Annotated in this window: 20 protein-coding genes; 4 read left to right on the top strand and 16 right to left on the bottom strand. The window is 52.9% G+C overall.

The features are described 5' to 3' along the window. Positions 1-29 precede the first annotated feature (29 nt). Both purT and Hfont_RS10335 read left to right on the top strand, forming a co-directional pair. Positions 30-1,250, top strand: a complete 1,221-nt coding sequence (gene purT, locus Hfont_RS10340) for a formate-dependent phosphoribosylglycinamide formyltransferase (RefSeq protein WP_112992286.1) — start codon at positions 30-32, stop codon at positions 1,248-1,250. Beyond that, positions 1,250-3,892 (top strand): sensor domain-containing protein, encoded by a 2,643-nt coding sequence (locus tag Hfont_RS10335; protein ID WP_162845900.1) that lies wholly within the window; start codon positions 1,250-1,252, stop codon positions 3,890-3,892. The genes purT and Hfont_RS10335 overlap by 1 nt, the downstream gene beginning before the upstream one ends. 95 nt (positions 3,893-3,987) lie before the next feature. Here the strand turns inward: Hfont_RS10335 and Hfont_RS10330 are convergent, their stop codons facing one another. Further along, positions 3,988-5,307 carry a dicarboxylate/amino acid:cation symporter gene (locus tag Hfont_RS10330; RefSeq protein ID WP_112992454.1) on the bottom strand — a complete coding sequence of 440 codons (1,320 nt, stop codon included), beginning with the start codon at positions 5,305-5,307 and terminating at the stop codon, positions 3,988-3,990. Between the two features lie 293 nt (positions 5,308-5,600). On the opposite strand from Hfont_RS10330, the gene nadB reads away from it, so the two are divergent. Further along, positions 5,601-7,202 (top strand): L-aspartate oxidase, encoded by a 1,602-nt coding sequence (gene nadB / locus Hfont_RS10325; protein ID WP_112992285.1) that lies wholly within the window; start codon positions 5,601-5,603, stop codon positions 7,200-7,202. 89 nt (positions 7,203-7,291) lie between these two features. Here nadB and nadC read toward each other — a convergent pair whose 3' ends face one another. From nadC to cydD, 15 genes are all read right to left on the bottom strand, one after another. Beyond that, entirely contained in the window at positions 7,292-8,164 is an 873-nt protein-coding gene (gene nadC, locus Hfont_RS10320) for a carboxylating nicotinate-nucleotide diphosphorylase (RefSeq protein ID WP_112992284.1), read from the bottom strand. Then, positions 8,161-9,300: a quinolinate synthase NadA gene (nadA, locus tag Hfont_RS10315; protein ID WP_112992283.1), complete on the bottom strand. Its 1,140-nt coding sequence runs from the start codon at positions 9,298-9,300 to the stop codon at positions 8,161-8,163. The genes nadC and nadA overlap by 4 nt, the downstream gene beginning before the upstream one ends. A 204-nt stretch (positions 9,301-9,504) precedes the next feature. Continuing rightward, positions 9,505-11,106, bottom strand: a complete 1,602-nt coding sequence (locus Hfont_RS10310; RefSeq protein ID WP_112992282.1) for an ABC-F family ATPase — start codon at positions 11,104-11,106, stop codon at positions 9,505-9,507. A 183-nt stretch (positions 11,107-11,289) separates the two neighbouring features. Further along, the gene (gene ldcA / locus Hfont_RS10305; RefSeq protein WP_112992281.1) at positions 11,290-12,264 is read right to left on the bottom strand and encodes a muramoyltetrapeptide carboxypeptidase; all 975 of its coding nucleotides are present in this window, start codon (positions 12,262-12,264) and stop codon (positions 11,290-11,292) included. A gap of 13 nt (positions 12,265-12,277) precedes the next feature. Further along, a complete protein-coding gene (locus tag Hfont_RS10300) occupies positions 12,278-13,192 on the bottom strand; it encodes an alpha/beta fold hydrolase (protein WP_112992280.1) in 915 nt (304 codons plus the stop codon). 28 nt (positions 13,193-13,220) lie between these two features. Beyond that, positions 13,221-14,036 (bottom strand): esterase/lipase family protein, encoded by an 816-nt coding sequence (locus Hfont_RS10295; protein ID WP_241523070.1) that lies wholly within the window; start codon positions 14,034-14,036, stop codon positions 13,221-13,223. Positions 14,037-14,177: 141 nt separating this feature from the next. Further along, on the bottom strand, positions 14,178-14,690 hold the full coding sequence (gene tadA / locus Hfont_RS10290; RefSeq protein ID WP_112992278.1) for a tRNA adenosine(34) deaminase TadA: 513 nt from the start codon (positions 14,688-14,690) through the stop codon (positions 14,178-14,180). Positions 14,691-14,696: 6 nt separating this feature from the next. Continuing rightward, complete coding sequence (queD, locus tag Hfont_RS10285) at positions 14,697-15,146, bottom strand: 6-carboxytetrahydropterin synthase QueD (protein ID WP_112992277.1); 450 nt, start codon at positions 15,144-15,146, stop codon at positions 14,697-14,699. Between the two features lie 39 nt (positions 15,147-15,185). Then, the gene (gene queE / locus Hfont_RS10280) at positions 15,186-15,821 is read right to left on the bottom strand and encodes a 7-carboxy-7-deazaguanine synthase (protein ID WP_112992276.1); all 636 of its coding nucleotides are present in this window, start codon (positions 15,819-15,821) and stop codon (positions 15,186-15,188) included. A 242-nt stretch (positions 15,822-16,063) separates the two neighbouring features. After that, positions 16,064-17,710, bottom strand: coding sequence for a Na+/H+ antiporter (locus tag Hfont_RS10275; protein ID WP_112992275.1), 1,647 nt, complete (start codon positions 17,708-17,710; stop codon positions 16,064-16,066). A gap of 132 nt (positions 17,711-17,842) precedes the next feature. Continuing rightward, complete coding sequence (cydX, locus tag Hfont_RS10270; protein ID WP_112992274.1) at positions 17,843-17,965, bottom strand: cytochrome bd-I oxidase subunit CydX; 123 nt, start codon at positions 17,963-17,965, stop codon at positions 17,843-17,845. Between the two features lie 71 nt (positions 17,966-18,036). Further along, positions 18,037-19,191: a cytochrome d ubiquinol oxidase subunit II gene (cydB, locus tag Hfont_RS10265; RefSeq protein WP_112992273.1), complete on the bottom strand. Its 1,155-nt coding sequence runs from the start codon at positions 19,189-19,191 to the stop codon at positions 18,037-18,039. Beyond that, complete coding sequence (locus Hfont_RS10260; protein WP_112992272.1) at positions 19,188-20,789, bottom strand: cytochrome ubiquinol oxidase subunit I; 1,602 nt, start codon at positions 20,787-20,789, stop codon at positions 19,188-19,190. Before Hfont_RS10260 ends, cydB begins: the two co-directional genes overlap by 4 nt. A gap of 53 nt (positions 20,790-20,842) precedes the next feature. Then, positions 20,843-22,552, bottom strand: a complete 1,710-nt coding sequence (cydC, locus tag Hfont_RS10255; RefSeq protein ID WP_112992271.1) for a thiol reductant ABC exporter subunit CydC — start codon at positions 22,550-22,552, stop codon at positions 20,843-20,845. Further along, complete coding sequence (gene cydD, locus Hfont_RS10250; protein WP_112992270.1) at positions 22,549-24,249, bottom strand: thiol reductant ABC exporter subunit CydD; 1,701 nt, start codon at positions 24,247-24,249, stop codon at positions 22,549-22,551. Before cydD ends, cydC begins: the two co-directional genes overlap by 4 nt. A 219-nt stretch (positions 24,250-24,468) precedes the next feature. Here cydD and Hfont_RS10245 point away from each other — a divergent pair, with 219 nt between their 5' ends. Then, positions 24,469-25,164, top strand: coding sequence for a hypothetical protein (locus Hfont_RS10245; RefSeq protein WP_133467291.1), 696 nt, complete (start codon positions 24,469-24,471; stop codon positions 25,162-25,164). Positions 25,165-25,191: the final 27 nt, after the last annotated feature.

Here is a 25,191-nt window from a genome sequence, read left to right as displayed (position 1 = left end):
CGCTACTCGCGTTCACAGAATTTGCCGTCATGATTAAAAGCAAACCATCCCCTCGCATCGGCACTCCCCTATCTTCCACCGCCACAAAAGTCATGTTGCTGGGCTCCGGCGAACTGGGTAAGGAAGTCATCATTTCATTGCAACGTCTGGGGGTTGAAGTCATTGCAGTCGATCGATACGCCAATGCCCCAGGGCATCAAGTCGCGCATCGCGCTTATGTCATTGACATGACAGACGGCGTTGCTCTCGCAGAATTGATCAATCAGGAAAAGCCTGACTTGATCGTGCCGGAAATCGAAGCGATTGCGACCACTGCCTTAATGGAAATGGAAAACGCCGGCATCGTCCGCGTCATACCGACCGCGCGTGCCGCATGGCTGACTATGGACAGAGAAGGCATACGCCGCCTGGCCGCCGAAGAACTCGGTGTGGCGACTTCCCCTTATCGTTTCGCCGACAGCTTGAAAGAACTCAAAGCCGGCGCTGCAGAAATCGGCTTCCCCTGCGTAGTCAAGCCTGTGATGTCCTCATCCGGCAAAGGGCAATCCAAACTGAGCAGCATCGCCGACGTCGAATCTGCGTGGGATTGCGCCGCCTCGGGCGGGCGCGTCGATGCAGGTCGCGTAATCGTCGAAGGCTTCATCGATTTCGATTATGAAATTACCTTGCTGACAGTGCGCGCCATTGGTGCCGACGGTGAAGTACATACGCATTTCTGCGAACCTATCGGGCATGTGCAAGTCAACGGCGATTATGTTGAGTCATGGCAACCGCAAGTGATGCATCCTGAAGCATTGCAAAAAGCGCACGACATTGCAAAAAAGGTGACCGACAATCTGGGCGGCCTGGGCCTGTTCGGCGTCGAACTTTTCGTCAAGCACGATATGGTCTGGTTTTCAGAAGTCAGCCCGCGCCCGCATGACACCGGCATGGTTACCATGGCCAGCCAGGAACAAAGCGAATTTGAATTGCACGCAAAAGCCATACTCGGCCTGCCCGTCAATGTTGCGATGAAAACCCCCGCCGCATCCGCCGTGATCTACGGCCAGCATGACGCCAAGGTCGTGGCATTCGAAGGTGTTGCCGAAGCACTGCACATACCAGGCACTGATATCCGTCTATTCGGCAAACCGGAATCGTTTGCACGCCGTCGCATGGGTGTGGCACTGGCAGGTGCCGCCGATGTTGAGACTGCGCGCAAAAATGCCAAGACTGCTGCCGCGAAAATAAAACCGGTCGCTCCCAGCTGATGAAGGAAACGCGCCTACGTGCCATCAACGTTTTAGCAGGAAGCGATATTTTCCGCACCGCTTCCTTGCTGTTGTATGCCACATTGCTATTCCACGTCGTTCTACTGATTTACGCCAGGCACCTGACCCTATCAAAAACAGGCATGCTGGCCGCCGTGTTGTTGACCGCACTACTCATGCTCGCCTTTGTACGTCACTTCTGGCTGCGCACAGCGATTCTTCTGGATGAAAAATTCCTGCTGTGTGAAGTGATCATTGCCACCTTCGCCATCGCGATTCTCTCTACGCAAAAATCGATGCCGGCTTTGCCTATGCCCTGGTTGATCGCGATTGCCGGCGTTTTCCCATTGGTTTTGCGCAGTAACATTGCGATGGTGCTTATTGCTGCGCTGGCTTTGATCGGTCACCGCATCAACGTGCATCTGGGCGTCACCGTAGGCGATTGGCTGCCCGAACTGTTTGCGACAATTTGCATAGGCTGGCTGGCCTTGTTACTGGCCAAAACACTGAACATCAATCGCATGGCACTGAGCCAGGCGCGCACCAACGAACGGCGTTTCAATGCGATTGCGCGCGTGACACGTCATATTTTCATCATCACCGACGCTGATTATCAAATCAAGTTTGCCAATCCTGCACTACAGGAAGTCATAGGCTACGACCAGGAAGAAATCATCCGCGATGGCTTGCGGGCCGTACTGCATCCGGATGAAGCAGAAGAACACAAAAAGAAACTGCGTTATCTGCGTGACACGCCACACAGCACAATCTTCTCGCGCCATCGCACGCAACATAAAGACGGGCATTGGGTCTGGCTGGAAACACGCGGCTACAACATGCTGCATGATTCAGCCATCAATGGACTCGTATTCAGTCTGGAAGACATTACTCTACGCAAGGATGTCGAACTGAAGTTGCAGGAAGAAACCTCATTGCTGCGCGCGGTACTCGACCTCAATCCATCGATGATTTACGCCAAAGACCGCGACGGTCGCTTCACGATCAGCAATCAGGTATTCCAGAAACATTTCGGCTATTCCAGCGAAGATGAATTGCGTGGAAAAACCGTCTACGACATTTGCCTGAAGATGGCGAATGCAAATGATGAATTCAGCCCGCAGGAAATAGCAGATGAGATTCAGCAGCAAGATCTGCAAGTCATGCAAACTGGCATGCCTTTGCAGGATATGGAAATGCCGGGGTTCTGGCATAGCGACATGCATCTGTGGTTCCACACCAGCAAATATCCGTTGCGCGATGCCAAGGGCGAGACGATAGGCATACTCGGCGTCACACGCGACATTACACAACGCAAGACAACGGAAATGCAAATCGAATACCAGGCGATGCATGACATGCTGACCGATTTGCCGAATCGTCGCTATCTGGTCAAAACATTGGGTACAGCAATCGAAGTCAGCCGGCAGCGTCAATCCAGCCTGACCATGCTGTTCTGCGATCTCGATTTCTTCAAGAGCGTCAACGACACCCACGGTCACGACTTTGGTGATAAATGTCTGATTGAAATCAGCAAGCGCGTCGTGAGTGCCTTGCCGGCAACCGATTTCGTCGCACGTTTTGGCGGCAATGAATTCGTTATCCTGACCAATTCCTCTTTGGCAGAAGCCAGCGTCAAGGCTAATGCCATCATGCAGGCAGTATCGAAACAACTGATCTTTGAAAGTATCGCGGTCAAGATTCAAACCAGTATCGGTATTGCGCAATTAAGTCCGGATCACCAGGTGCCGGCCGATCTGATACGCGACGCCGATGCCGCGATGTACCAGGCCAAGGAGCGTGGCCGCAATCGGATCGAAATTTACGATGCTGCATTGCAAAGCAAATCCGACAAGCATGCACGCATGGATGTAGCTTTGCGTTTTGCGCTGGAACGGAATGAACTGTCGGTTGCGTATCAGCCCAAGGTCTCGCTGGCTGACGGTAGCGTCAAGGGATTTGAATTACTGCTGCGCTGGAACAGTCCGGAATACGGCATGATTTCACCCAACGAGTTCATCCCTATCGCCGAAACCTCAGGCATGGTGGTGCCTATCGGCATGTGGGCGATGGAACAGGCATGTCAGCAACTCGCTACATGGCAGGCCAGCTATCCGGCCATGGGCGACATCACCGTCGCGGTCAATGTCTCGATGCGGCAATTGCTGCACACATCTTTCTTCACACAAGTGCGCGACATTCTCAACAACAGCGGTGTGATTCCGCACACGATAGAACTCGAACTGACAGAAACGTCGGCAATGGCGAATCCTCTGCAAACAATAGAGAACCTGTCCTTGCTGAAAAAACTCGGCCTGCGTCTGGCACTGGATGATTTTGGTACTGGTTATTCTTCGCTCGCATATCTGCAGAAATTGCCGATTGATATACTCAAAATCGACAAGGCCTTCGTACACGGCCTTGATACCAGACAAAGCGATAGAGAAATTATTCGTCTGGTGATGGCGCTGGCGCAAACATTGAATCTGCAAACTATCGCCGAAGGCGTAGAAACCACCGGGCATATTCATGAGTTAAAAAAACTGGGCTGCAATCTGGGACAGGGCTTCTTGTTTTCGCCACCCTTATCAGCGGAAGAAGCAGAAACACTGATCTGCTCTTCTCACCAATTTCCGCTAGTCTGACCTGCGTTTAGTACAGGTTTGGCATCAGCCTGCACCAGAAATACGTCGGCACTTCAGAGGGTAATCCCTTATCTCTGAAGTACCTGTCGCAAGCTTCACATATCCAGTTTGGTGTTCGTCAGATCCAGTATTTTTTCCGGCTCTGCTGCAGCTTCAGCAGTTTCGTTATTCAATTGAGCGTGCAAAGTGCCCATATCCAGCTCATTGACCCACTTGGCAACAACCAAGGTAGCAACGCCGTTACCGATGGTATTGGTTAGTGCGCGTGCTTCCGACATGAACCTGTCGATTCCCAATATCAATGCCAGCCCTGCAACCGGTACATGACCAACTGCGGACAGGGTCGCGGCCAATACAATGAAGCCGCTGCCGGTAATGCCCGCAGCGCCCTTGGATGTCAGCAGCAGAACACCGAGCAGCGTGACTTGCTGCATCAAACTCATAGGCGTATTCGTTGCCTGCGCGATGAACACCGCGGCCATTGTCAGATAAATCGCCGTGCCATCAAGGTTGAATGAGTAACCGGTTGGAATGACGAGACCGACCACTGATTTTTTCGCGCCCAGATTTTCCATCTTGGCTATCATGCGCGGCAATACGGATTCCGACGAAGACGTACCCAATACGATCAGCAATTCTTCCTTGATGTATTTGACGAACTTCCAGATGCTGAAGCCATGCAAGCGCGTCACGATTCCCAATATGACAAAGATAAAGAACAGGCAAGTCAGATAGAACGCGCCCATCATTTTCCCCAGCGACAACAGGGAACTGATGCCGTACTTGCCTATCGTGAATGCCATTGCACCAAAAGCACCGATAGGTGCAGCCTTCATGATGAAACCGACGATGGCAAACAGAACGTGTGAAATTTTCTCGATAAAATCAAATATCAGCGTGCCGCGCCCGCCGAATTTATGTAGCGCAAAGCCAAACAGGACAGATACCAATAACACTTGCAACACATCGCCTTTGGCAAACGCATCAATCATGCTGACCGGGATGATATGCAGCAAGAAATCGGTGATAGTTTCAAGCTTTCCAGGTGCCGTGTAGCTCGCAATGCTGGCGACATCCAGGGAAGTGACATCGACATTCATCCCCGCGCCAGGCTGCAAGACGTTGACGATGATCAGGCCAACCAGCAAAGCCAGCGTACTCATGATTTCAAAATAAAGTAGCGCGAGGCCACCAGTCTTGCCGACTTTTTTCATGTCCTCCATGCCGGCAATACCGATTACGACCGTGCAAAAAATCACAGGCGCGATAATCATTTTTATCAGTTTGATAAAACCATCGCCAAACGGCTTCATAGCGGTGCCAGTCTCAGGCGCAAAATGGCCGAGCAAGATACCAACGACGATGGCAAAAATAACTTGTACGTACAAGGATTTATAAAATGGCTGCTTATGCATTTTTCGATTCTTCAAAAACAGGAGCATCAGCTGGGTAAGCTGATATCCATTATTGATGGGCAAGTGCTTATATTCGACCAGTTTCCATGCCCATGATGCTCGTATGCTAGACCTTTTTTCAGGGCCACACACGAGGTAAAAATCATGTTTCACGACATCTTAAAAATCAACAATTCTTAACATTTTTCTCATGTCTTCTACTGTAAAAGCCCCTTTTTCTATATGCAAATTACACGGCCGTCGGCTAAATCGCATATAGTCATGGGCAAACTTTTTCTTTAATACGAAACCCTATGAAATTTGATGTCGCAATTGTCGGCAGTGGATTAGCCGGTCTCTCCGTTGCTCTCCATCTGGCCGAGACCCGCAAGGTCGCAGTCATTTCCAAACGTTCGCTGCTCGATGGCGCCAGTAGCTGGGCGCAAGGCGGTATTGCCGCCGTCCTCGATTCGCACGACAGCTATGACGAGCATGTCGCCGACACGCTGGTGGCCGGCGGTGGCTTATGCGATGAAGCTGCCACCCGCTACATCATCGAACATGGTCCGGAAGCGATTGCATGGCTGATAGAACAAGGCGTGCCCTTCACGCCCGATGCGACGGCCGAGCTTGGTTTCCATCTGACACGCGAAGGCGGCCACAGCCAGCGCCGTATCATTCACGCGGCAGATGCAACCGGCCACGCGGTACAAGTCACGCTGGAAGAAAAAGTACGCAACCACCCGAATATCACCTTGATGGAGCATCACTACGCCATCGACGTCATCACATCAGCGAACCTGGAACGCAAAAAACATGGCCCGCGTTGTCTAGGCCTGTATGTACAAGACGTCAAAAGCGGCAAGGTCATCACGATTTCCGCCGAGCACACGGTGCTGGCGACTGGCGGTGCCGGCAAGGTTTATCTGTACACGACCAATCCTGATACCGCGACCGGTGATGGCATTGCAATGGCATGGCGCGCAGGCTGCCGCATCGCGAATATGGAATTCATTCAATTCCACCCGACCTGCCTGTATCACCCATACGCAAAATCGTATTTGATCACCGAAGCAGTCCGTGGCGAAGGTGGCGAACTGCGCTTGCCACCGAATTCAGGCAAAAACTCGGGCAAGCGTTTCATGCCTGCCTATGACGAACGCGCCGAACTGGCACCGCGTGACATCGTCGCGCGCGCCATCGATGCTGAAATGAAAAAGCATGGTGTCGATTACGTCAATCTGGACATCAGCCACAAATCGTCTGAGTTCCTGAAAGAACATTTCCCAAACATCATGGAACGCTGCCTGCAATTCGGCATCGACATTACGAAGGAACCGATCCCGGTCGTACCGGCGGCGCATTACACCTGCGGCGGCATCATTACCGATCTGGCTGGCCGCACCGACCTGCCCGGCTTGTATGCCGTAGGCGAAACCACCTGTACAGGTTTGCACGGTGCAAATCGCCTCGCCAGCAATTCATTGCTGGAATGTCTGGTACTCGGTCGTGCTGCCGCCAAGTACATTGAAGAACAACCAAAGCAAAAAGCCGTCACCCTGCCGGCCTGGGATGAAAGCCGCGTCACCGATGCGGATGAAGAAGTCATCATTGCCAATAACTGGGAAGAACTGCGTCGCTTCATGTGGAATTACGTCGGTATCGTACGCACCACCAAACGCCTGGAACGCGCGCAACATCGTATCCGTCTGCTGAAAGAAGAAATCGACGAGTACTACGCCAACTTCCGCATCACGCCGGATTTGCTGGAATTGCGTAATCTGGTCGAAGTAGCATCGCTGATCGTCAATAGCGCACTGTCGCGACGTGAAAGTCGCGGCCTGCACTTCAGTCGCGACTATCCTGAGACTTTGCCAAAGGCGCTGCCTAGCGTCTTGCAACCTGACCGCAAATAATCAGATAGCAAGCTCATAAAAAAAAGCCGCTGATCGCAAAATCAGCGGCTTTTTTTCGACTCAAGCAACAAGGCGGTATTTGATTCGATTTACTTCGATTCAAGTATGCGCAAGGAGTAATCGGTTGCGCGTACATCCTTGGTCAAAGCGCCTATCGAAATGCGGTCTACGCCTGTTTCTGCAATCGCCCTGACCGAATCCCGATTCACGCCGCCGGAACCTTCAAGCAAGGCACGGCCTTTGGTCAGTGCTACCGCTTCGCGCATCATCTCCAGCGAAAAATTATCCAGCAATACCGATTGCGCACCGGCTTCAAGCGCATCCTGTAATTGCTGCAAATCTTCCACCTCGATCTGTATCGTCACACCGGCATTCAATGCCAGCGCAGCCTGCATGGCGGCCTTAACGCCGCCTGCTGCTGCAATGTGGTTCTCCTTAATCAGGATGCCGTCATACAGTGCCAGACGCTGATTCTTGCCGCCACCTACGCGCACTGCGTACTTCTGCGCCAGGCGTAAGCCAGGCAGCGTTTTACGAGTATCCAAAATCGCTGACTTGGTACCTGCGATCAGTTCCACATATTCGCGCGTAGCCGTTGCAACGCCAGACAGCAATTGCAGGAAATTCAGGGCTGCGCGCTCAGCCGTCAGCAAGGCGCGGGCCGGCGCTTCGATTGCGCAGACTTCGCTATCAGCCTTCATCAAATCGCCTTCTGCATAATTCCAGACGATCTTGATACGCGCATCCAGTTGCTTCATCACCGCTTCAAACCACGGCGCTCCACACAACACAGCCGCTTCGCGCACGATTACATGTGCGTTGACGATTTCCTGTTCAGGAACCAGCTTGCCGGTGATATCGCCGGTACCCACATCCTCTGCCAGAGCCGCCACGATATTGGCTTCAAATGCAGCCTTGAGTGCCGCATCGAAAGGGGCAAATGGATTGCGCAATAGACTCATGCCGGACCTATCCCTGAAAACAGTTTTCCTTCTTTCGCCAGATCGCTGGATGGACGCACATTGGCTTTTTGCGCTGCTGCAAAATCCAGCATGCGGTCGATACAGACGGTAGCCTTGCGGCCGATTGCCGGATCGACGTGAATTTCATTACGTCCCGATTCCAGTACGTCGGCCAGGTTCTGCAATCCATTCATCGCCATCCAAGGGCAATGTGCGCAACTCTTGCAAGTCGCGCTATTGCCGGCGGTAGGCGCATCAATAAAGATTTTGCCCGGCGCAGCGGCTTTCATCTTGTGCAAAATGCCGTTGTCGGTCGCGACGATAAATTCAGGCGCATCCATCGTTTGAGCGGCGTGTATCAGTTGCGAAGTCGAACCGACGGCATCTGCCAGTGCAACCACGGAAGCTGGCGATTCCGGATGTACCAATACTTTGGCCAGCGGATGTTCTTTCTTCAGCAGTTCCAGTTCAACTGCCTTGAATTCGTCATGCACCAGACAGGAACCCTGCCACAACAGCATGTCGGCGCCAGTCTGTTTTTGAATATAGCCGCCCAGATGTTTGTCCGGTGCCCACAGGATTTTCTTGCCCTGTGCATGCAGATGTTCAACGATCTTCAAGCCGATAGACGAGGTCACCATCCAGTCGGCACGCGCCTTCACCGCTGCGCTGGTGTTCGCATACACGACGACTACGCGATCAGGATGCGCATCGCAGAAGGCATTGAATTCATCAATCGGACAACCGAGATCTAGCGAGCAAGTCGCATCCAGATCAGGCATCAAAATGGTTTTTTCAGGACTGAGAATTTTTGCCGTTTCGCCCATGAACTTGACGCCGGCGACAACCAGCGTCTTGGCTGGATGATCGCGACCGAAGCGCGCCATTTCCAGCGAATCGGATACACAACCGCCAGTTTCTTCCGCCAGATCCTGCAAGTCGGAATCGACGTAGTAATGTGCGACCAAGACGGCTTCGCGTTCTTTCAACAAGCGCTTGATGCGCTCCTTCAAGGCAACTTTTTCTTCCGGCGTCGGCGTGGCCGGTGTGCGCGCCCACGCGTGAGCGACGCAACTGGTGCCGCCTTCCATTGCTGGGCGTTCGAATTCAATAGTTTTGATTGGCTGGATTTGCATGGCTGGTCAGTGATTGAACGCGATGAACTTGTTTAGCTGTGACGATATTGCAGTCAAATTGTAGCGTCATTCTCATGTGGAGGTTGAATACCTCGATGCAAGGAGAATTTGCCGCAAAACATGGAAAAAACGTTGTTGCATAACAATGCACACGTGAAAAAGCGCGACGGGAATCCTCCACGTCGCGCTTTTTCATTCTTGCTTTTACTCAATACCCTGGCTGGTCAAATACTCTTCGTACGTGCCCTGGAAGTCGACAATTCCACCTTCTTTGACTTCAAGAACCCGGTTTGCCAGTGATGAAACGAATTCGCGATCATGCGAAACGAAAATCAGCGTACCGGCATATTTTTCCAGCGCAATATTCAGCGATTCGATCGATTCCATGTCCATGTGATTGGTCGGTTCATCCATCAGCAACACATTGTGGCGACCGAGCATCAATTTGCCGTAAGTCATGCGACCTTTTTCACCGCCGGACAGAACCTTGACCGATTTTTTCACGTCGTCGCCGCCGAATAGCAAACGTCCCAGAATCGAACGCACGGCTTGATCGTCGTCACCTTCTTTGGTCCATTGCCCCATCCAATCGGTCAGATTTTTGTCGCTGGCGAAATCTTCTGTTGGATCTTGCGGCATGTAACCGACGTTGGCGTTCTCTGCCCATTTAACGGTACCGCGATCAGCATCCAGACCTGTGATGTCATTGCCGCCTATGCTGCGTAGCAAGGTCGTTTTACCCGCGCCATTGGCACCGATGATGGCGATGCGTTCGCCCGCTTCTACCGTGATGCTGAAATTCTTGAACAGATCACGATCGAAGGATTTCGAAATGCCTTCCACCGTGACTGCCTGACGATGCAGTTTTTTCTCGCCGTCAAAACGCACGAATGGATAAGCACGCGACGATGGCTTGATGTCGTCAACCTTGATCTTCTCGATTTGCTTGGCGCGCGATGTTGCCTGACGTGCCTTGGATTTGTTCGCAGCAAAACGACGTACGAATTCCTGCAACTCGGCAACCTTGTCTTTCGCTTTCGCATTATTCGCCAGTTGCTGGTTGCGCGCTTGCGTCGAAGCAAACATGTAGTCGTCGTAATTGCCTGGATAAATCTTCAGAGTGCCGTAATCCATATCGGCTACGTGCGTACACACCTGATTCAGGAAATGGCGATCATGGGAAATGATGATCATGGTTGAATTGCGCTCGTTGAGCACATCTTCCAGCCAGCGAATCGTGTTGATGTCCAGATTGTTGGTCGGTTCATCAAGAAGCAAAATATCAGGATTCGAGAACAGCGCCTGTGCCAGCAATACGCGCAGCTTCCAGCCTGGCGATACATTGCTCATCGGTCCCTGATGCAAATCGATAGACACGCCGGCTCCAAGCAGCAATTCACCAGCGCGCGATTCGGCGGTGTAGCCGTCGTATTCAGCAAACTTCGCTTCGAGGTCGGCTGCCTTCATGTAATCGTCGTCGGTCGCTTCCGGATTCGCGTAAATCGCATCACGCTCAGCCATCGCCGCCCACATTTCCGTGTGCCCCATCATCACGACATCAAGCACGCGCATTTCTTCAAACGCAAACTGATCCTGGCGCAATTTACCCAGACGTTCGTTCGGATCAAGCATGACCGTGCCGGCCGATGACTCCAGATCGCCGCCGAGAATTTTCATGAAAGTGGACTTGCCGCAGCCGTTAGCACCAATCAGGCCGTAACGGTTGCCGTCGCCAAACTTGACGGAAATGTTTTCAAACAACGGCTTGGGGCCGAACTGCATCGTGATATTAGCTGTGGAAAGCACTGATAAAGCCTTTGGAGGTATTAATTTGGATAACTGGGTATTTTACCATTGTGGAGGGGTGTTCGGCTGAGCTTGGCTGGCGGTTTGCTTGCCTTTAGTCTTGATTCGGCACTGAAATGTTCATTTCTTCGTAGTTGGCTTGCCGGGGGTGGCCTGGCAATCCACCACGAAGGAAGAAAAGTATTAGCGACCAAGCAACGATCCATACCCAGACATCGTCAGCGAAAACGAAGCAGAATCAGAAACCAACTCCGCCCGAGAACCCAGCACCATCGTAGCCTTATCCCGCCCATGCCCAACCGGCAATCCCGTGAAAACCGGCACCGGCAAGTGCGCCCGCAAATAAGCCACCATCTGCGCAAAGTCATAGCCATTATCGTAATCAGTCAAACGATAAGAAGAGAAATCACCCAGCAATATCGCCTGCTGATCATCAAGTACGCCAGCATGCAATAACTGCAACATCATGCGCTCCACGCGATACGGATGTTCATTCACATCCTCGACAAACAGAATGCCGCCTTGCACCTTCGGCAACCACGGCGAACCAACCAGATGCGCCAGCATCGCCAGATTGCCCCCCCACAGAGTACCGTTGACCGACATCTGCGGATTATCTTCGACCTGCCCGACAACCGTGTGCGAAGACTGCGTCATGCATTGCCAGAAATCATTGATCGTGAACTTGCTCAAGCCGCCGCTCAACTCATCCCGTACAAAATCGTCACACAACATCGGGCCGGAAAAGCTGACAGCGCCCGTCCGTCCCAACAAACCCATTTGCAACGCAGTGAAATCGCTATGGCCTACGAATAGTTTTCCGCTAGCGGCCAGCATGCCGAAATCCAGATCGGGTAATAACCGTGTCAAGCCGTAACCGCCGCGCAAGGCCAGCACGATGTCGACTTCAGGATCTTGCGCAGCCGCATACAATTGCGCAATGCGCGCATCGTCGCTGGCACCGAAGCGTTGAAATTTACTGGCAGCATCCGTGTAGTTGCGCACGTGACAGCCTTGCGCTTGCAGGGTCGCGATGCCGCGCTCAACCGCTTCCGGATTCGGTGAGTAGCCGCTAGGTGAAACGATCGCGACTACTGGACCTTCCGGTTTATTCGCAAGCAGTAATTGCTGCACACTCTGATTCAATTGAATGTTCATTCTGCTATCCGGTCTATGCTGGTGTGGCGACTGTCATTGCATCTGCAGCATGGCAATGCATAGCGATTTTTGCTGTGATTTCTTCGGCTAATTGATCAGGCAAATCGTGCCCCATGCCGGCGATCTCTAGCATCACTGCGTTCGGTATCAAGTGTGCAGTTTCACGTCCGCCTGCAATCGGTACTAACGGATCTTCAATACCGTGAATGACTAAAGTAGGTACGGTAATGCTTTTCAAAAGTTCGACGCGATCACCGGACGCACCTATGGCCAACAGTTGCCTTGTCGTGGCGACCGGCTCCAGACTGCGTTTGATGGTATGAGCGACCCTTTTCTGCAAAACCTCTTGCGAGGTCGGATAAGCCGGGCTGCCTATCACTTGCATCGTATTGACGAAATGCTCGGTTAGCGCTGCGTGATTTGTCGGATCTGGTGCGGGCGCGAAAAGCACTTTACGCGCTGCGCGTGTCGGCCCCGGCAAACCGCGCCTACCGCTGGTCGACATGATGGAAGTCAAACTGAGTACGCGTTCCGGATAACGTGCGGCAACGATCTGCGCAATCATGCCGCCCATCGAAGCGCCGACTATGTGTGCCCTGGGAATATCGAGTGCATCCATCAGGCCGATCGCATCCGCCGCCATATCGTCAAGTTTATAGCCAGCAGCAAGCTTCATCCGCAACGCCATTTTCATCACGGCCAGCAGCGTGTTCGGCTTGCCCAGATGATGCAGCTTGGTCGATAAACCATTGTCACGATTGTCGAAGCGAATCAGATAAAAACCGCGCTCGACCAGACCATTGCAAAACGACTCCGGCCAGGATACCGATTGCATCCCCAAGCCGACTATCAACAAAAGCGGTGGGTTGCCTGGATCGCCTTGCGTGTCGTACCAGATATCGAGATCATTTACTTTAGCGATGGGCAAACTGAAACTTTCAAAAAATAGTTAAAACTTATGCGCGCTTTGGATCGCGATAAATGCACTTTTTTATACCTTGATGACCATCCCTGTCGAAGCGCTGCCATTTTCCATCGGCTTGCGCAAGTCGATCGGCAATCACATGCAGAACCGTCGGATTGACGACCATGCCGGTATGACTGCCATGGACTTCGATATTTTCCGCTTGTTCGCCCTCTTCCTGGACGCAACATTGCCACGACACAATACCATCGCTGCGACTGAAAATCGAGGTGCTTGGCACTGGTGGCGGCTTCCGGATTTCGACAATCTGCACATCGTCGATTGCAGTTTTACCACTGACTGCCTCATACAGTCGCCACACATTGTTCGCCTTTGGATGACCGGTAAATGGCGAACCCAATGTAATCACCAGGCGCACATCATTCGGTAACGCTTTGGCAATTTCACGAGCGAAAATTCCACCCAGACTCCAGCCGATCAGGCTGACTTTTTGACCATGCTTTTCGCGCAGCTCCTTGACGCGCGCGATACATGCGTCAAGCACGCCTTCACGCGGCCCAAGATTCCAACCTTGTTGCCACGCATAAGCCGTATAACCGCTGCCCTGCAGGAATTTGCGCAGGAACAAAGTCAAGACATCTCCAGCCATCAAACCCGGTAAAACCATCACAGGATGGCCGTCGCCTCGCGGACCATTTTTCAACAAGGGAAATGCCAGCAGGGAAGCGCCAAACTCCCAAGGCGCACGGCCTTCCAGCGCCAATAACAACAGGCTGGGCGGCTTCAGTTTTTGATCTTGAGCAGAAATTTCGATGGAACGCGCTGCATCCATGATGACTTTCTCCATGGTGAAACAATGGCAAGCAGCCACGATTATTCGGTTGGAGTGCGCCAACGGCGTGTGGTTCAACGAGGGAAATCAGGAAACGGGGAAACGATCAGCAGTAATGCTGCAACGAAGAATGTCGCAAAGTCGATCTAAAGATTGTCAGATGGCGTTGGAACCGTCAGCTTTTGTTGCCTGCGCTGCCTTGCGACGTTCCGCAAAGAAGTCCTTCAGCAAGGCGCCGCATTCCTGCGCCATCACGCCGCCTATCAATTGCGTATGGTGATTGAGTTGATCCTGCTCGAACAGATTGACGATGGAACCGCAAGCGCCGGTCTTGGGATCGGAAGCGCCAAATACCACGCGAGCCAAACGCGCATGAATCATTGCGCCGGAACACATCGCGCAAGGTTCCAGCGTAACGTACAGTTCACAACCGGGGAGGCGGTAATTACCGAGGATGGTCGCCGCAGCGCGCAAAGCCATGATTTCTGCGTGCGCAGTGGGATCGTGGGTGCCGATAGGCTGATTGAAACCAGTGGCAATCACTTGCCCGTCCTTGACGACGACGGCACCAACCGGCACTTCGCCTAGCGCCCAGGCGTTATGCGCCTGATCCAGCGCCTGGCGCATCCAAATTGAATCCTGAATTACATTGTGACCGTCGTCCTGCATCAAGAATCAGCCTTCCGCAGTGATTTCAGCCCAGCAGTTTGGCGTTTCGTGCAGCACCAGTTTGTGCAAACGCAAGCCCGTGCCGTAATGATCCTTGTACGCTGCATTCAAGATATTGAACGCGGTTTGCGCCAGATTTTCGACGGTAGGAATACGGTCGATGATCACGGTTTTGTGACCCGGAATACTCTCGAGGAACTCACGCACCTTCGCATCTTCTTCATAGACGATAAACGAGTGATCCCAGACATCGACCAAATGCTGTTTCGCCAGAGATTTGATATCCGAAAAATCCATGATCATGCCGTTATCGGAACTACCCTCTTCATCGATCACATTGCCGACCAGCGTGATTTCGAGCGTATAGCGATGGCCGTGCAGATTGCGGCATTGGCTCTTGTGGTCGGGAATACGGTGACCGGCATCGAATTCAAGTTTGCGGGTAATTGTCAGCATGATTTTTCTGTAAAGCGACTAGTGAGTGACGAACAAGCGTCAAGGTATCTGTAAAAGTTTATGCGTCTGTATGCTCAGCTTCCATTTCGGATTGCGTTTGCAAACATCGATAGCAAGCTTGGTGTTCTGTTCCACCAAGGGACCATCCATAGGCTGCACGAAGAAGTGTTCAAAATCCAGATCTTCATACGCAGCCAGCGACTGCGCTAATTGCGGGATCACGACTTTCAATTCACTGCCTTTGCGCACCACCAGTTGCGAACCCATCTTCGGGCTAACACAAATCCAGTCCACGCCAGCAGGCACCGGCAAGGTGCCGTTGGTTTCAATCGCGATTTCAAAACCGATTGCGTGCATCGCATCGATCAATTCTGTGTCGAGTTGCAGCAAGGGTTCACCGCCGGTAAACACCACGTATTTACTTGCTGTGTAAGACTCAGGCCACAAGGCGTTGATGGTATTCGCCAGCTTGGTCGCATCGGAAAACTTGCCGCCGCCTTCGCCATCGGTGCCGACAAAATCGGTATCGCAAAACTTGCAAACCGCAGTCGCCCTATCGCTCTCGCGTCCTGTCCATAAATTACAGCCGGAGAAACGACAAAACACAGCAGGCCGCCCTGCGTGCGCGCCCTCGCCCTGCAAAGTGTAGAAAATCTCTTTTACGCTGTAAGTCAAAATGATGGCCGGATGAAGGTTGATACAAGGTCGCGAGCAAATGGCAGGTCGCAAATTAATGCGGAACTAGGCTAGTTTGCTTATATGTCGCGGGTCGTCATTATAGACCAGAGAGGCGTTTGCCAGATTCTCCTATGACGACTTAAGCGCTACACATGTTTCCATGCTGACATCATTTCAAAACCAGCCTGTCGTTAAGACTAAATTTTGGTGTAAAAAAGGAGGACTCAACAAATAAGAAACTATTCCTGCACACTCCGCGTCAACGCCCCTTCAATCAAATCCAGCTCGCGCAACAAACGCTGATGCAAGGTATCGTCAAGTTTATTGTGCAGCCACATTTTGAATAATTCATCCCGCTCCGCTCGTATGGCGGACAAACGCAGTTCGCGTTCTTTCTCTGCCAGCAATTGTATGCGCGCGGCTTCTTCGCCTTCGCTTAAACCGTAGTCCAGTCGTCGCTTATAGAGTTCGGCAACGCGCATGGCTGCTTCTGTCTGACCGCTATTCTCTGCATCTGCAGGCGCAGCGTCACATATCGATTTGATGTGACGTATCGCCGCTTCGGCTGCAGCGACGCGTGCATCTCCTTCATTCATGCCTAGCACCGGTTCGGGTGCAAACTTCATGTCCTTGCTCAACCAAGGTAAGGCCACACTAGCGCTCAATAAGGAAAGCAGGATCACGCCTTTTGCCAGAAAAATCAGTAAGTCGCGCGCCGGGAATGCAGAGCCATCCGGCATCAATAAAGGCAGAGTCAAAATACCCGCCAGCGTGATCGCACCGCGCACACCTGAGCATGCGGTCAACAAGAGCACGCGCATGGAAGGTTTGATCTTGCTGGGCTGGTCACGGTGTTTTTTAAACAAAGTGAATCGGAGCGAACTCCACACCCACAGAAATCTCAGAACGGTTAAAGCGACTCCGATTGCGATTACGTAGAGCGATAACCACCATACGTTATTCAATCCCATATTGGCGGCTACCATAGGCAAGCCATCCATCGTGGCACGTATTTGTGCACCGAGAATCACAAAAATCACACCATTGAGCGCCATCTGTATCGTGTCCCACACAGCGCGGCGCTGCATGCGCGTTGTCGCCAATCGGCGACCCACCATATCCGTATAGTGGGTGGTGATACCGGCAGCAGCAGCGGCAAGAATGCCGGAAACCTGCAGATGTTCTGCCAACAGATAAGCAGCAAATGGCAGCAGCAGACTGATCAAAATCTGGCTACCCGGGTCTTCACCGACAGCGACCACCAGCCATTTATTCGCGACACCGATCAACCATGCAACAAGTACGCCGACCAGCAAGCCGCCGCCTGCCGCCCACAAGAACTCCATGGATGCGTCCAGAAAGGAGAACGTACCGGTAATCACAGCCGCCAAGGCGAAGCGAAAACACACCAGGCCGGACGCATCGTTGAGTAATGCCTCACCCTCGAGTATATGCATCAGGCGCGGAGGAATCGGGCTTTGCGAAGCGATGGCAGAGACGGCAACCGGATCGGTAGGCGACAGAATGGCGGCCAATGCAAACGCGGCGGCCAACGGCACGGATGGAATCATCCAGTGTATGAAGTAGCCCATGCCAAGTACGGTAAAAAGTACCAGCCCGATCGCCAGCGTGGTAATCGGACGGAAGTCGCGAAAGAAGGCACTTTTTGGAATGCGCCAGCCATCCAGGAACAGCAATGGTGGGATGAAAAAAAGGAAGAAGAATTCAGGATCAAGTGGAACGCTGATGCCAAAGCCGTAAGCCAGACCTGCTCCCACTGCAATCTGCACCAAGGGCAAAGGCACCTTGATCGGTAATAGTCGTGCAAAAAATCCGCTGGCCAATACGGCCAGCAATAAGACCAGAGCGATCGTAACGGTATGCATCTAGGTTTGAATCTCTTTGGGTACTGACACTGATTGTCTAAAACTTGCTGTCATCGAACATGCAAGTTTTAATTAGAGCCCCATTTTATCGAAACGAACTCCTACGCGCATACCGCGACAAAACTCGTCCGGTTATGGATTGCTAAGTTTTTCTTTACGTATCGCTTCATCGTCCATCAGTTCGTACCACATTGCATTCAGCACTGCGAACGCAGCGGCAAGCGGCAGACCAAGTATCCAGGCGAAGTACCACATGATTTATCCTTGTCTCTAAATGCCACCATCATGCGATGGCGGCGAACATCGAAATTCAATACATCAACACATCAGTACGCGTGACCGCTTTCATCGCGTATCGCCTGTTCATCTACCTTGCCCCACAACACGTGATACACCCACGTTGTGTACGCCACGATGAGTGGGATGAACACTGCCGTAACCACCAGCATGATGAAAAGCGTCAGATGACTCGATGACGAATCCCACACCGTCAGGCTGGCACGCGGATCGATGGACGACGGCAGGATGAACGGGAACATCGATGCACCTACGCTAAGTACGATGCCACCTACACTCACCGCACTACTCAAAATCGTGAAAATTTCACGACGCAAGCGCAAGCCACTCCATGCACCAAGCGCACCGAGCAAACCCAGCACAGGTGCAGCCAAGGTCCACGGCTGTGCCGCATAATTGACGAACCATGCACCGACATGGCCATCAACAGTTTTTAGTAGAGGATTGGAAGGCCCGATAGGATTGATCGCGCTGGTGATGCGATAACCATCTATGTAAGCCCACAGCAGTACACCTGCAAAGGCATACAGTACGAAGGTCGCCAATGCAGCGAAGCTACCGTAGAGCCGCACGCGTTCTGCAATGGCACCTTCCGTTTTCAATTGCAACCACGCAGCACCGTGCATCACCAGCATCGCTACCGATACCAGACCGCACAACACAGCGAATGGATTAAGCAAACCGAAGAAGCTGCCGTCATAAAAAATATGCATGTCGGCAGACAATCGGAACGGCACACCCTGCAGCACATTGCCCAATGCCACACCAAAGATCAGCGTCGGTATGAAGCCGCAGAAGAACAATACCCAATCCCAGCGTGCACGCCATGCGGGTTCTTCGCGCTTGCTACGGAACTTGAAGGCAACCGGCCGCAAGATCAGGCCAACCAGAATCGCAAACATCGCTAGATAGAAGCCTGAGAAAGCCACTGCATAAAGCTGCGGCCATGCGGCAAAAATGGCACCGCCACCAAGGATCAGCCAGACCTGATTGCCTTCCCATACCGGGCCGACGCTGTTAATCACCACGCGCCGTTCAATATCGGTTTTCGCGACGAAGGGCAGCAAGATTCCCGTGCCCAGATCGAAGCCGTCGGTGACCGCGAAAGCCAGCAAGAGCACGCCGATCAAACTCCACCAGATCAGACGCAGGATGTCGTAGTCGATAAGTGTGTGCAGAATCATAGTGGCTCCGGTGTGGCTGCTGGAATGGAAGCGGCAGTTGTTTTGCCATAGGCTCCTGCTTCCGGCGAATGTTCTGTCGTCGGCCCTTTGCGGATGATTTTGAAAATGAGCTTCATCTCGATGATGAACAGCACCGTATAAATCGCCACGAAGCCAGCCAGCGTAATCAGCAAGGTTTTGATACCAAGGTGCGATACGGCAACGGCAGTCGGCAACACACCTTCAATCACCCAAGGTTGACGGCCAAATTCGGCAACCAGCCAGCCCGACTCAATCGCAATCCAAGGCAACGGAATCGCGAATACAGCGAGCTTGAGCAGCCATCGATATCTATCAAGCTGTCGCTTCGCAGACAATACAAAGAACACGGCGGTCAGCAAAATCATGAACATGCCGATCGCCACCATGATGCGGAATAACCAGAACAGCGGCGCCACCTGCGGCACGGTATCGAAAGCAGCTTTGGATATTTGCTCTGGCGTCGCCAGCCGCGGATCGTCTACATAGCGTTTGAGCAGTAATGCGTAGCCCAGATCGTTACCGGTTTCTTCGAATGCATAACGCATCGCCGGTGTAATTTGACTGCTGCTGCCCGCTTCACGAATTTTTTGCAGCGCATCGTAAGCCTTGATGCCATTGTGAATACGCAATTCAGCGCGCTGCACCAGTTCGTTAATGCCGGGGATGACTGTATCCAGCGAACGTGTACCGATCAAACCCATCAATGCGGGAATATGAATCGCGTAATGCGTTTCGCGCGCTTCCTGATTCGGGAAGCCAACCAATGTAAAGTTTGCCGGCGCATCCTGTGTTTTCCACATGCCTTCCACTGCCGCCAGCTTCATCTTTTGATGTTCGGTCGACAGATAACCGCTTTCATCACCGAGCACGACGACCGACAAGGATGCGGCCAGACCGAAAGATGCGGCAACTGTCATCGAGCGTTTTGCCAGTTCAAGGTGACGCCCCTTCAGCACATACCAGGCCGAGATACCCAGCACGAAAATCGCAGCTGTCACATAGCCGGCGGATACGGTGTGCACGAATTTGGCTTGCGCAACCGGGTTGGTCAGCACAGCGGCGAAGTCGGTGACTTCCATACGCATGGTTTCCGGATTGAAGGCAGAGCCGACCGGATTTTGCATCCAGCCATTGGCAATCAAAATCCACAATGCTGAGAAATTGGAACCTATGGCGACCGCCCAGGTTGAAATCAAATGGCCGACTTTGGATAGTTTGTCCCAACCGAAAAAGAACAGGCCAACGAAGGTCGCTTCCATGAAGAAGGCCATCAAGCCTTCAATCGCCAGCGGCGCGCCGAAAATGTCGCCGACGTAGTGGCTGTAGTAACTCCAGTTCATGCCGAACTGGAATTCCATCACGATGCCGGTCGCAACGCCCATGGCAAAGTTGATACCGAACAGCGTGCCCCAGAACTTGGTCATGTCGCGCCAGATGACACGGCCGGTCATGACATAGACCGTCTCCATGATTGCCAGCAGAATGGAAAGTCCGATTGTGAGTGGGACAAACAGAAAGTGATACAGCGCCGTGGTGGCGAACTGTAACCGTGATAACGAAACAATATCGAGTTCCATGTAGCTCCCTTTTAAGACTTAAATTCTTTGCCGCGCAGTGGTCGGGGTCGAAATTAATCCGGTCGCAGCGTATTCAATACAAGGTCAAAACCCGTATCGCCACGCATCACGTCCATAACAATACGCCCATGTTCCATACAAACCAAGCGGTTCGCCAACGCGGCCTCGCGCCGTACATGCGTTGCCAGCAAAAGGCTGCGGCCTGCTGCCAGCTTGTCCAAACGCTGCAAAACATCGCGCGCAGTCTGTGGATCCAGCCCTTCGGTCGGTTCGTCCAGCAACCACAGCGGCACATCGCGCAATAACAAGCGCGCCAAGGCCAGACGACGTAGTTGCCCACCGGACAATCCCAAGCCGCCCTCACCCAGGCGCGTATCCAGCCCGTTCGGCATTTTTGCCACGTCATCCGCCAGACCGGCCGTCTGCAATACATCCCACAGGCGCGCGTCATTCGCAGTCGCGTCCGCCAGACGCAGGTTGTCGCGCAGACTGTCTTGAAATAACTCCGTCCTCTGCGTCAGCAGGCTGTGAGCGGCAACTTGTACCGTTCCCGACTGTGCAGCCAGTTCACCGGCGATCACCGCCATCAAGGTCGATTTGCCTGCGCCGCTCGCCCCGATCAAGGCCACGCGCTCGTTTCGAGCTACCTTCAAGGAGATATCCTGCAGCACCGAAGTATCAGATGCATCCTGACCTGCAGGATGCGCGCGTACATCATGCAAAGAAAGGATCAGATCCTCAGATAAAAACAGTACAGAAGCTTGTTTAACTGTTGGGCTATCAGCATCCTGCAAGCGCGGATTCAAGCGGCGTGCAGCCAGCACAGTGCGTCCCAGCTCCAATGCGCCGCGACGCAAGGCTGAAAAAGGTTCTGTCGCAGTCAGCACCAGCAACAAGGCCAGCGCGGCAACCGGCGCACCTATGACACCGTTTTCCATCAACACCGCGACCACCAGCAGCGTGGCAACCAGAGTCAGGCTACCCACTACGCTATACGCTGCGCCGGCTCGTGCTTCCAGCTGGTTCAATGTATCGTCGGCACGCGCGAGATATTCATCGGCTGCACGCAGTGCAGCCTTTTGCGCAGTCAATCGTCCCGCCATCAATAACTCGGTTTGTCCCGCGACGAGATCGATGCTGCGTGCTCGCAGAGCTTCTATGCCATAGCTGCGATGACGTGCTGCGCGACGTGCGCCGCGCGCAACGAGATATGCAATCCCGAGACCAGTAGCTATCAGCCAAATGGCAATACTGATACCCAAATACACATCGATAAAACTCAATGCGATCCCGGTTGCCAGCGCAGCGACCAAAGCCGACGCAAGCGGCACCAGAATGCGCAAATACAAGGAATCCAGCGCATCGATATCGCCAGTCAGGCGGAACAGTAATTGCGCAGGTCGTACCATTAAACGGCGGGCCGCTTCGGGTTGCGCCCAACCAAGAAATAAACGTTCGCGCAAGGCGGCCAGCACCGCCAGCGTGGCGTCATGCGTGACCAATCTTTCGCCATAGCGTGCAGCGGTGCGACCCAGTGCCAGCAATCGAATCCCGGCCGAAGGCATGAAAACATCGAACATGAATGCCAGCGATACATTCAAGCCGGCAATCGCAGTCGCCGTGATGAACCAGCCGGACAAACCAAGCAAAGCCATGCCGGACAATACGGTAACCGCCGCCAGCAAAGCGCCTGTCAATAATTTGTTTTTGTCGCTGGCAAAAAATAAGGCCAGCACCGGATGCAGATCGCGACTGAGCTTCATGCTTCCACCTCGGCATCCGCGTTCAACACAATCACCCTATGCATACGCGCCGCCAGCACCGGATCGTGGGTGGCAACAATCATCGTTTTGCCTTGCGCCAGTTGCAGCAAGGCGTCGCTTACTTCTTTGGCAGTCACGGTATCCAGATGCGCGGTCGGTTCGTCTACCAGTAGCAGATCGGCATTGGCGCAACCAGCAACCATCGCGCGCGCCAAAGCCAGGCGTACTGCTTCACCGCCCGACAAGCCGCCACCACCCTCGCCCAAGGCAACACCAAGCTGTGCTTGCGGCACCGTATCCAGCGCGGCAAACTGCAAAGCGTCAGCAACATCTTCCGCATCAACGCCGGCACGACCGAGACTTACATTCGCACGTACCGAACCTGCAAAAATATGCGGTTTCTGACCTATCCATGTCATGCGGCTACGCAGAGTAATCACCGTGTTTGCGGAAAGTGGCACGCCATCGATTTTGATCTCGCCACCTTGTGCAGGTACCAAACCGGCAATCAAGGACAGCAAGGTCGATTTGCCGCCGCCGCTGGGGGCAACAATCGCGATGTGTTCGCCTGCGGCCACATGCAGAAAATAATTGTCAAAAACGAGATCCGCAGCACCGACATGAGAGAAAAGAAGATTGGAAATCTCGACTGATGGCGCGACGCCAGTATGAGATGACAACGCGTTTGCCCCATCACCCGCATCCGGCAACAGCAATCCTGTATCGGACAAACGATCTAATGCATCCAGCGCTGCTTCACCCGCGGCTCTGTCATGCCAAGCGGCAGACAGATCTCGCAAAGGCTCAAAAAAAGCCGGAGCCAACAACAAGATAAACAAGCCTTGTCCGAGACTCAGGCGATTACCCCAGGCACCGAATTCAATTTGTCCCAGCAAATGAAAGCCGACATACACCGCGATCATTGCCACGCCCAAGGCAGCGAACAGCTCCAGTATTGCAGACGATAAAAACGCAATCCGTAACACAGCCATCGTGCGTAGCCGCAAGGCTTGCGCTGCATCACGCAAACGCTGCGCAGTCATGTCTATCGCACCCAGCGTTCGCAAAGTTGCCAGCCCGCGCAATCTATCCAGCAAAAAAGCGTTCATGTCACCCATCTCCACCATTTGCACTTCGCTCGCAGCTTTCGCGCGCCAGCCCACCAACGCCATGAAAATCGGAATCAGAGGTGCAGCGACCAGTAGAACCAGCGCAGCAATCCACGACAAGGGGAAGACGGCAATGAGAATAACGATGGGGACTATGGTGGAACGCAAACGCGCAGGACGATAACGCGTCAGATATGGAATCACTGCTTCAGCCTGTTCTGCCATCACGCTCGCGGCGAGCCCCGACGCCGGTCTGTCAACATCCAGTGGAGAACGCGCTGCCAGCGCAGTCGCGACCTGTGCACGCAGCATGGATAAACGTGCGCGTGCAGTTTTGAACGCCCTTCGTGAGCCTGCAGCGTCACATGCCGCACGTAGAAGTCCAAGCAATACTAAAAGTAGCGCGGGAATCTTGATGGCAGCCAAACCGCCACCGTCCGCCAAGCCTTGTACTGCATAAGCCAGCAAGCCTGCCTGCGGCAGCCATAGTAGCGATGCAAGTGTTTGCAGAGCAGCTCCCACAGCAGATCCTTGATCGGATCGCAAGCGATGAGAAGAGTCTGAGCCTGGATGCATAGTGGTTTTCATTATGGCGCATCACTCCTTTTAATTCTTGCGCTAGATCAAATGTGCAGCGACTCGCGCTATATAAAGGAAATCATATTTTTCCTCGAAGTAGCAGCATTTCATCCCCTTACTCATCGCATTGCAGCCGTGATCGCACTGCTAAGCTGGGCTGCTAACAGTTATATCGCGAGTCACCTGTTTTGGTTGATTCATCTTGAGTTATTCAACGGAGGAAAAAGCATGGATAAAATTTCGAACGATCGCAGTGTCAACTCACAGTACAGCTTCACTTCTTCTCAATTGAATAAATCTGCCAATGCTGCCTTTGGCGATTTGCTTGCCAGTGCTGTCAACAAACCCATCACTGCATCAGCACTGACGCCGGTTTCGCCAGTTTCGTCAGTATCCAACGTGAACTTCAAGGACAGCTTGAGCAACGCTCTGCAAGCTTACGGCATCAATGTTCCACCGGCGCTGCGTATTACATCGAACAAAAACGGCTTTGAACTCAGCGGCGACAATCGCAATGTGAAATTTCAAACCATGCTCAATGAAAACCCTGCATTACGCGACGGCATGGCGAGCATGATCAGCAGCGCAACTTCAGCTCGTAAAGAAGCACTCAAAAACGCGATGGCTGATTTTGCAGGCAGCAACCCAAGCGCATCTGTCAGCAACTTTCTCGATCAGTTCGAACTGGCGCAAAAAGACAAGGAAATCAGCATCAAATTCAACGGTGCAGATATGCAGCTTGAAGAGAAAAGCGACAAAGGCTGGATCCCGGTCAAAGACAAGGCTAATTTCACGATGGAATTGCTGGATGCCTATGCAAAGTACATGCTCAAAAATGCAGTCACGAGCGAATCCGACAAGGACGATCCGTATGCAGATCTGGAACTGAAAAAGAACATGGCGAAAGCGGCGACAGAAGTTTGATGCAGAATACGGAGGTGATCTGGCTCG

This window comes from Herminiimonas fonticola (assembly GCF_003293745.1).
GTDB lineage: Bacteria > Pseudomonadota > Gammaproteobacteria > Burkholderiales > Burkholderiaceae_D > Oxalicibacterium > Oxalicibacterium fonticola.
This window is presented reverse-complemented; position numbering and strand designations above follow the sequence as displayed.

Excerpts from the sequence above, each read along its gene's own strand:
- tadA (WP_112992278.1), bottom strand. The coding sequence starts at position 14,690 with ATGCAGGACGACGGTCACAATGTAATTCAGGATTCAATTTGGATGCGC.
- Hfont_RS10295 (WP_241523070.1), bottom strand. The coding sequence starts at position 14,036 with ATGGAGAAAGTCATCATGGATGCAGCGCGTTCCATCGAAATTTCTGCT.
- purT (WP_112992286.1), top strand. The coding sequence starts at position 30 with ATGATTAAAAGCAAACCATCCCCTCGCATCGGCACTCCCCTATCTTCC.
- cydX (WP_112992274.1), bottom strand. The coding sequence starts at position 17,965 with ATGTGGTACTTCGCCTGGATACTTGGTCTGCCGCTTGCCGCTGCGTTC.
- Hfont_RS10260 (WP_112992272.1), bottom strand. The coding sequence starts at position 20,789 with ATGGAACTCGATATTGTTTCGTTATCACGGTTACAGTTCGCCACCACG.
- ldcA (WP_112992281.1), bottom strand. The coding sequence starts at position 12,264 with ATGAACATTCAATTGAATCAGAGTGTGCAGCAATTACTGCTTGCGAAT.
- cydB (WP_112992273.1), bottom strand. The coding sequence starts at position 19,191 with ATGATTCTGCACACACTTATCGACTACGACATCCTGCGTCTGATCTGG.
- Hfont_RS10275 (WP_112992275.1), bottom strand. The coding sequence starts at position 17,710 with ATGCATACCGTTACGATCGCTCTGGTCTTATTGCTGGCCGTATTGGCC.
- cydC (WP_112992271.1), bottom strand. The coding sequence starts at position 22,552 with ATGAAGCTCAGTCGCGATCTGCATCCGGTGCTGGCCTTATTTTTTGCC.
- Hfont_RS10330 (WP_112992454.1), bottom strand. The coding sequence starts at position 5,307 with ATGCATAAGCAGCCATTTTATAAATCCTTGTACGTACAAGTTATTTTT.
- Hfont_RS10335 (WP_162845900.1), top strand. The coding sequence starts at position 1,250 with ATGAAGGAAACGCGCCTACGTGCCATCAACGTTTTAGCAGGAAGCGAT.
- Hfont_RS10245 (WP_133467291.1), top strand. The coding sequence starts at position 24,469 with ATGGATAAAATTTCGAACGATCGCAGTGTCAACTCACAGTACAGCTTC.
- nadB (WP_112992285.1), top strand. The coding sequence starts at position 5,601 with ATGAAATTTGATGTCGCAATTGTCGGCAGTGGATTAGCCGGTCTCTCC.
- queD (WP_112992277.1), bottom strand. The coding sequence starts at position 15,146 with ATGCTGACAATTACCCGCAAACTTGAATTCGATGCCGGTCACCGTATT.
- nadC (WP_112992284.1), bottom strand. The coding sequence starts at position 8,164 with ATGAGTCTATTGCGCAATCCATTTGCCCCTTTCGATGCGGCACTCAAG.
- cydD (WP_112992270.1), bottom strand. The coding sequence starts at position 24,249 with ATGAAAACCACTATGCATCCAGGCTCAGACTCTTCTCATCGCTTGCGA.
- nadA (WP_112992283.1), bottom strand. The coding sequence starts at position 9,300 with ATGCAAATCCAGCCAATCAAAACTATTGAATTCGAACGCCCAGCAATG.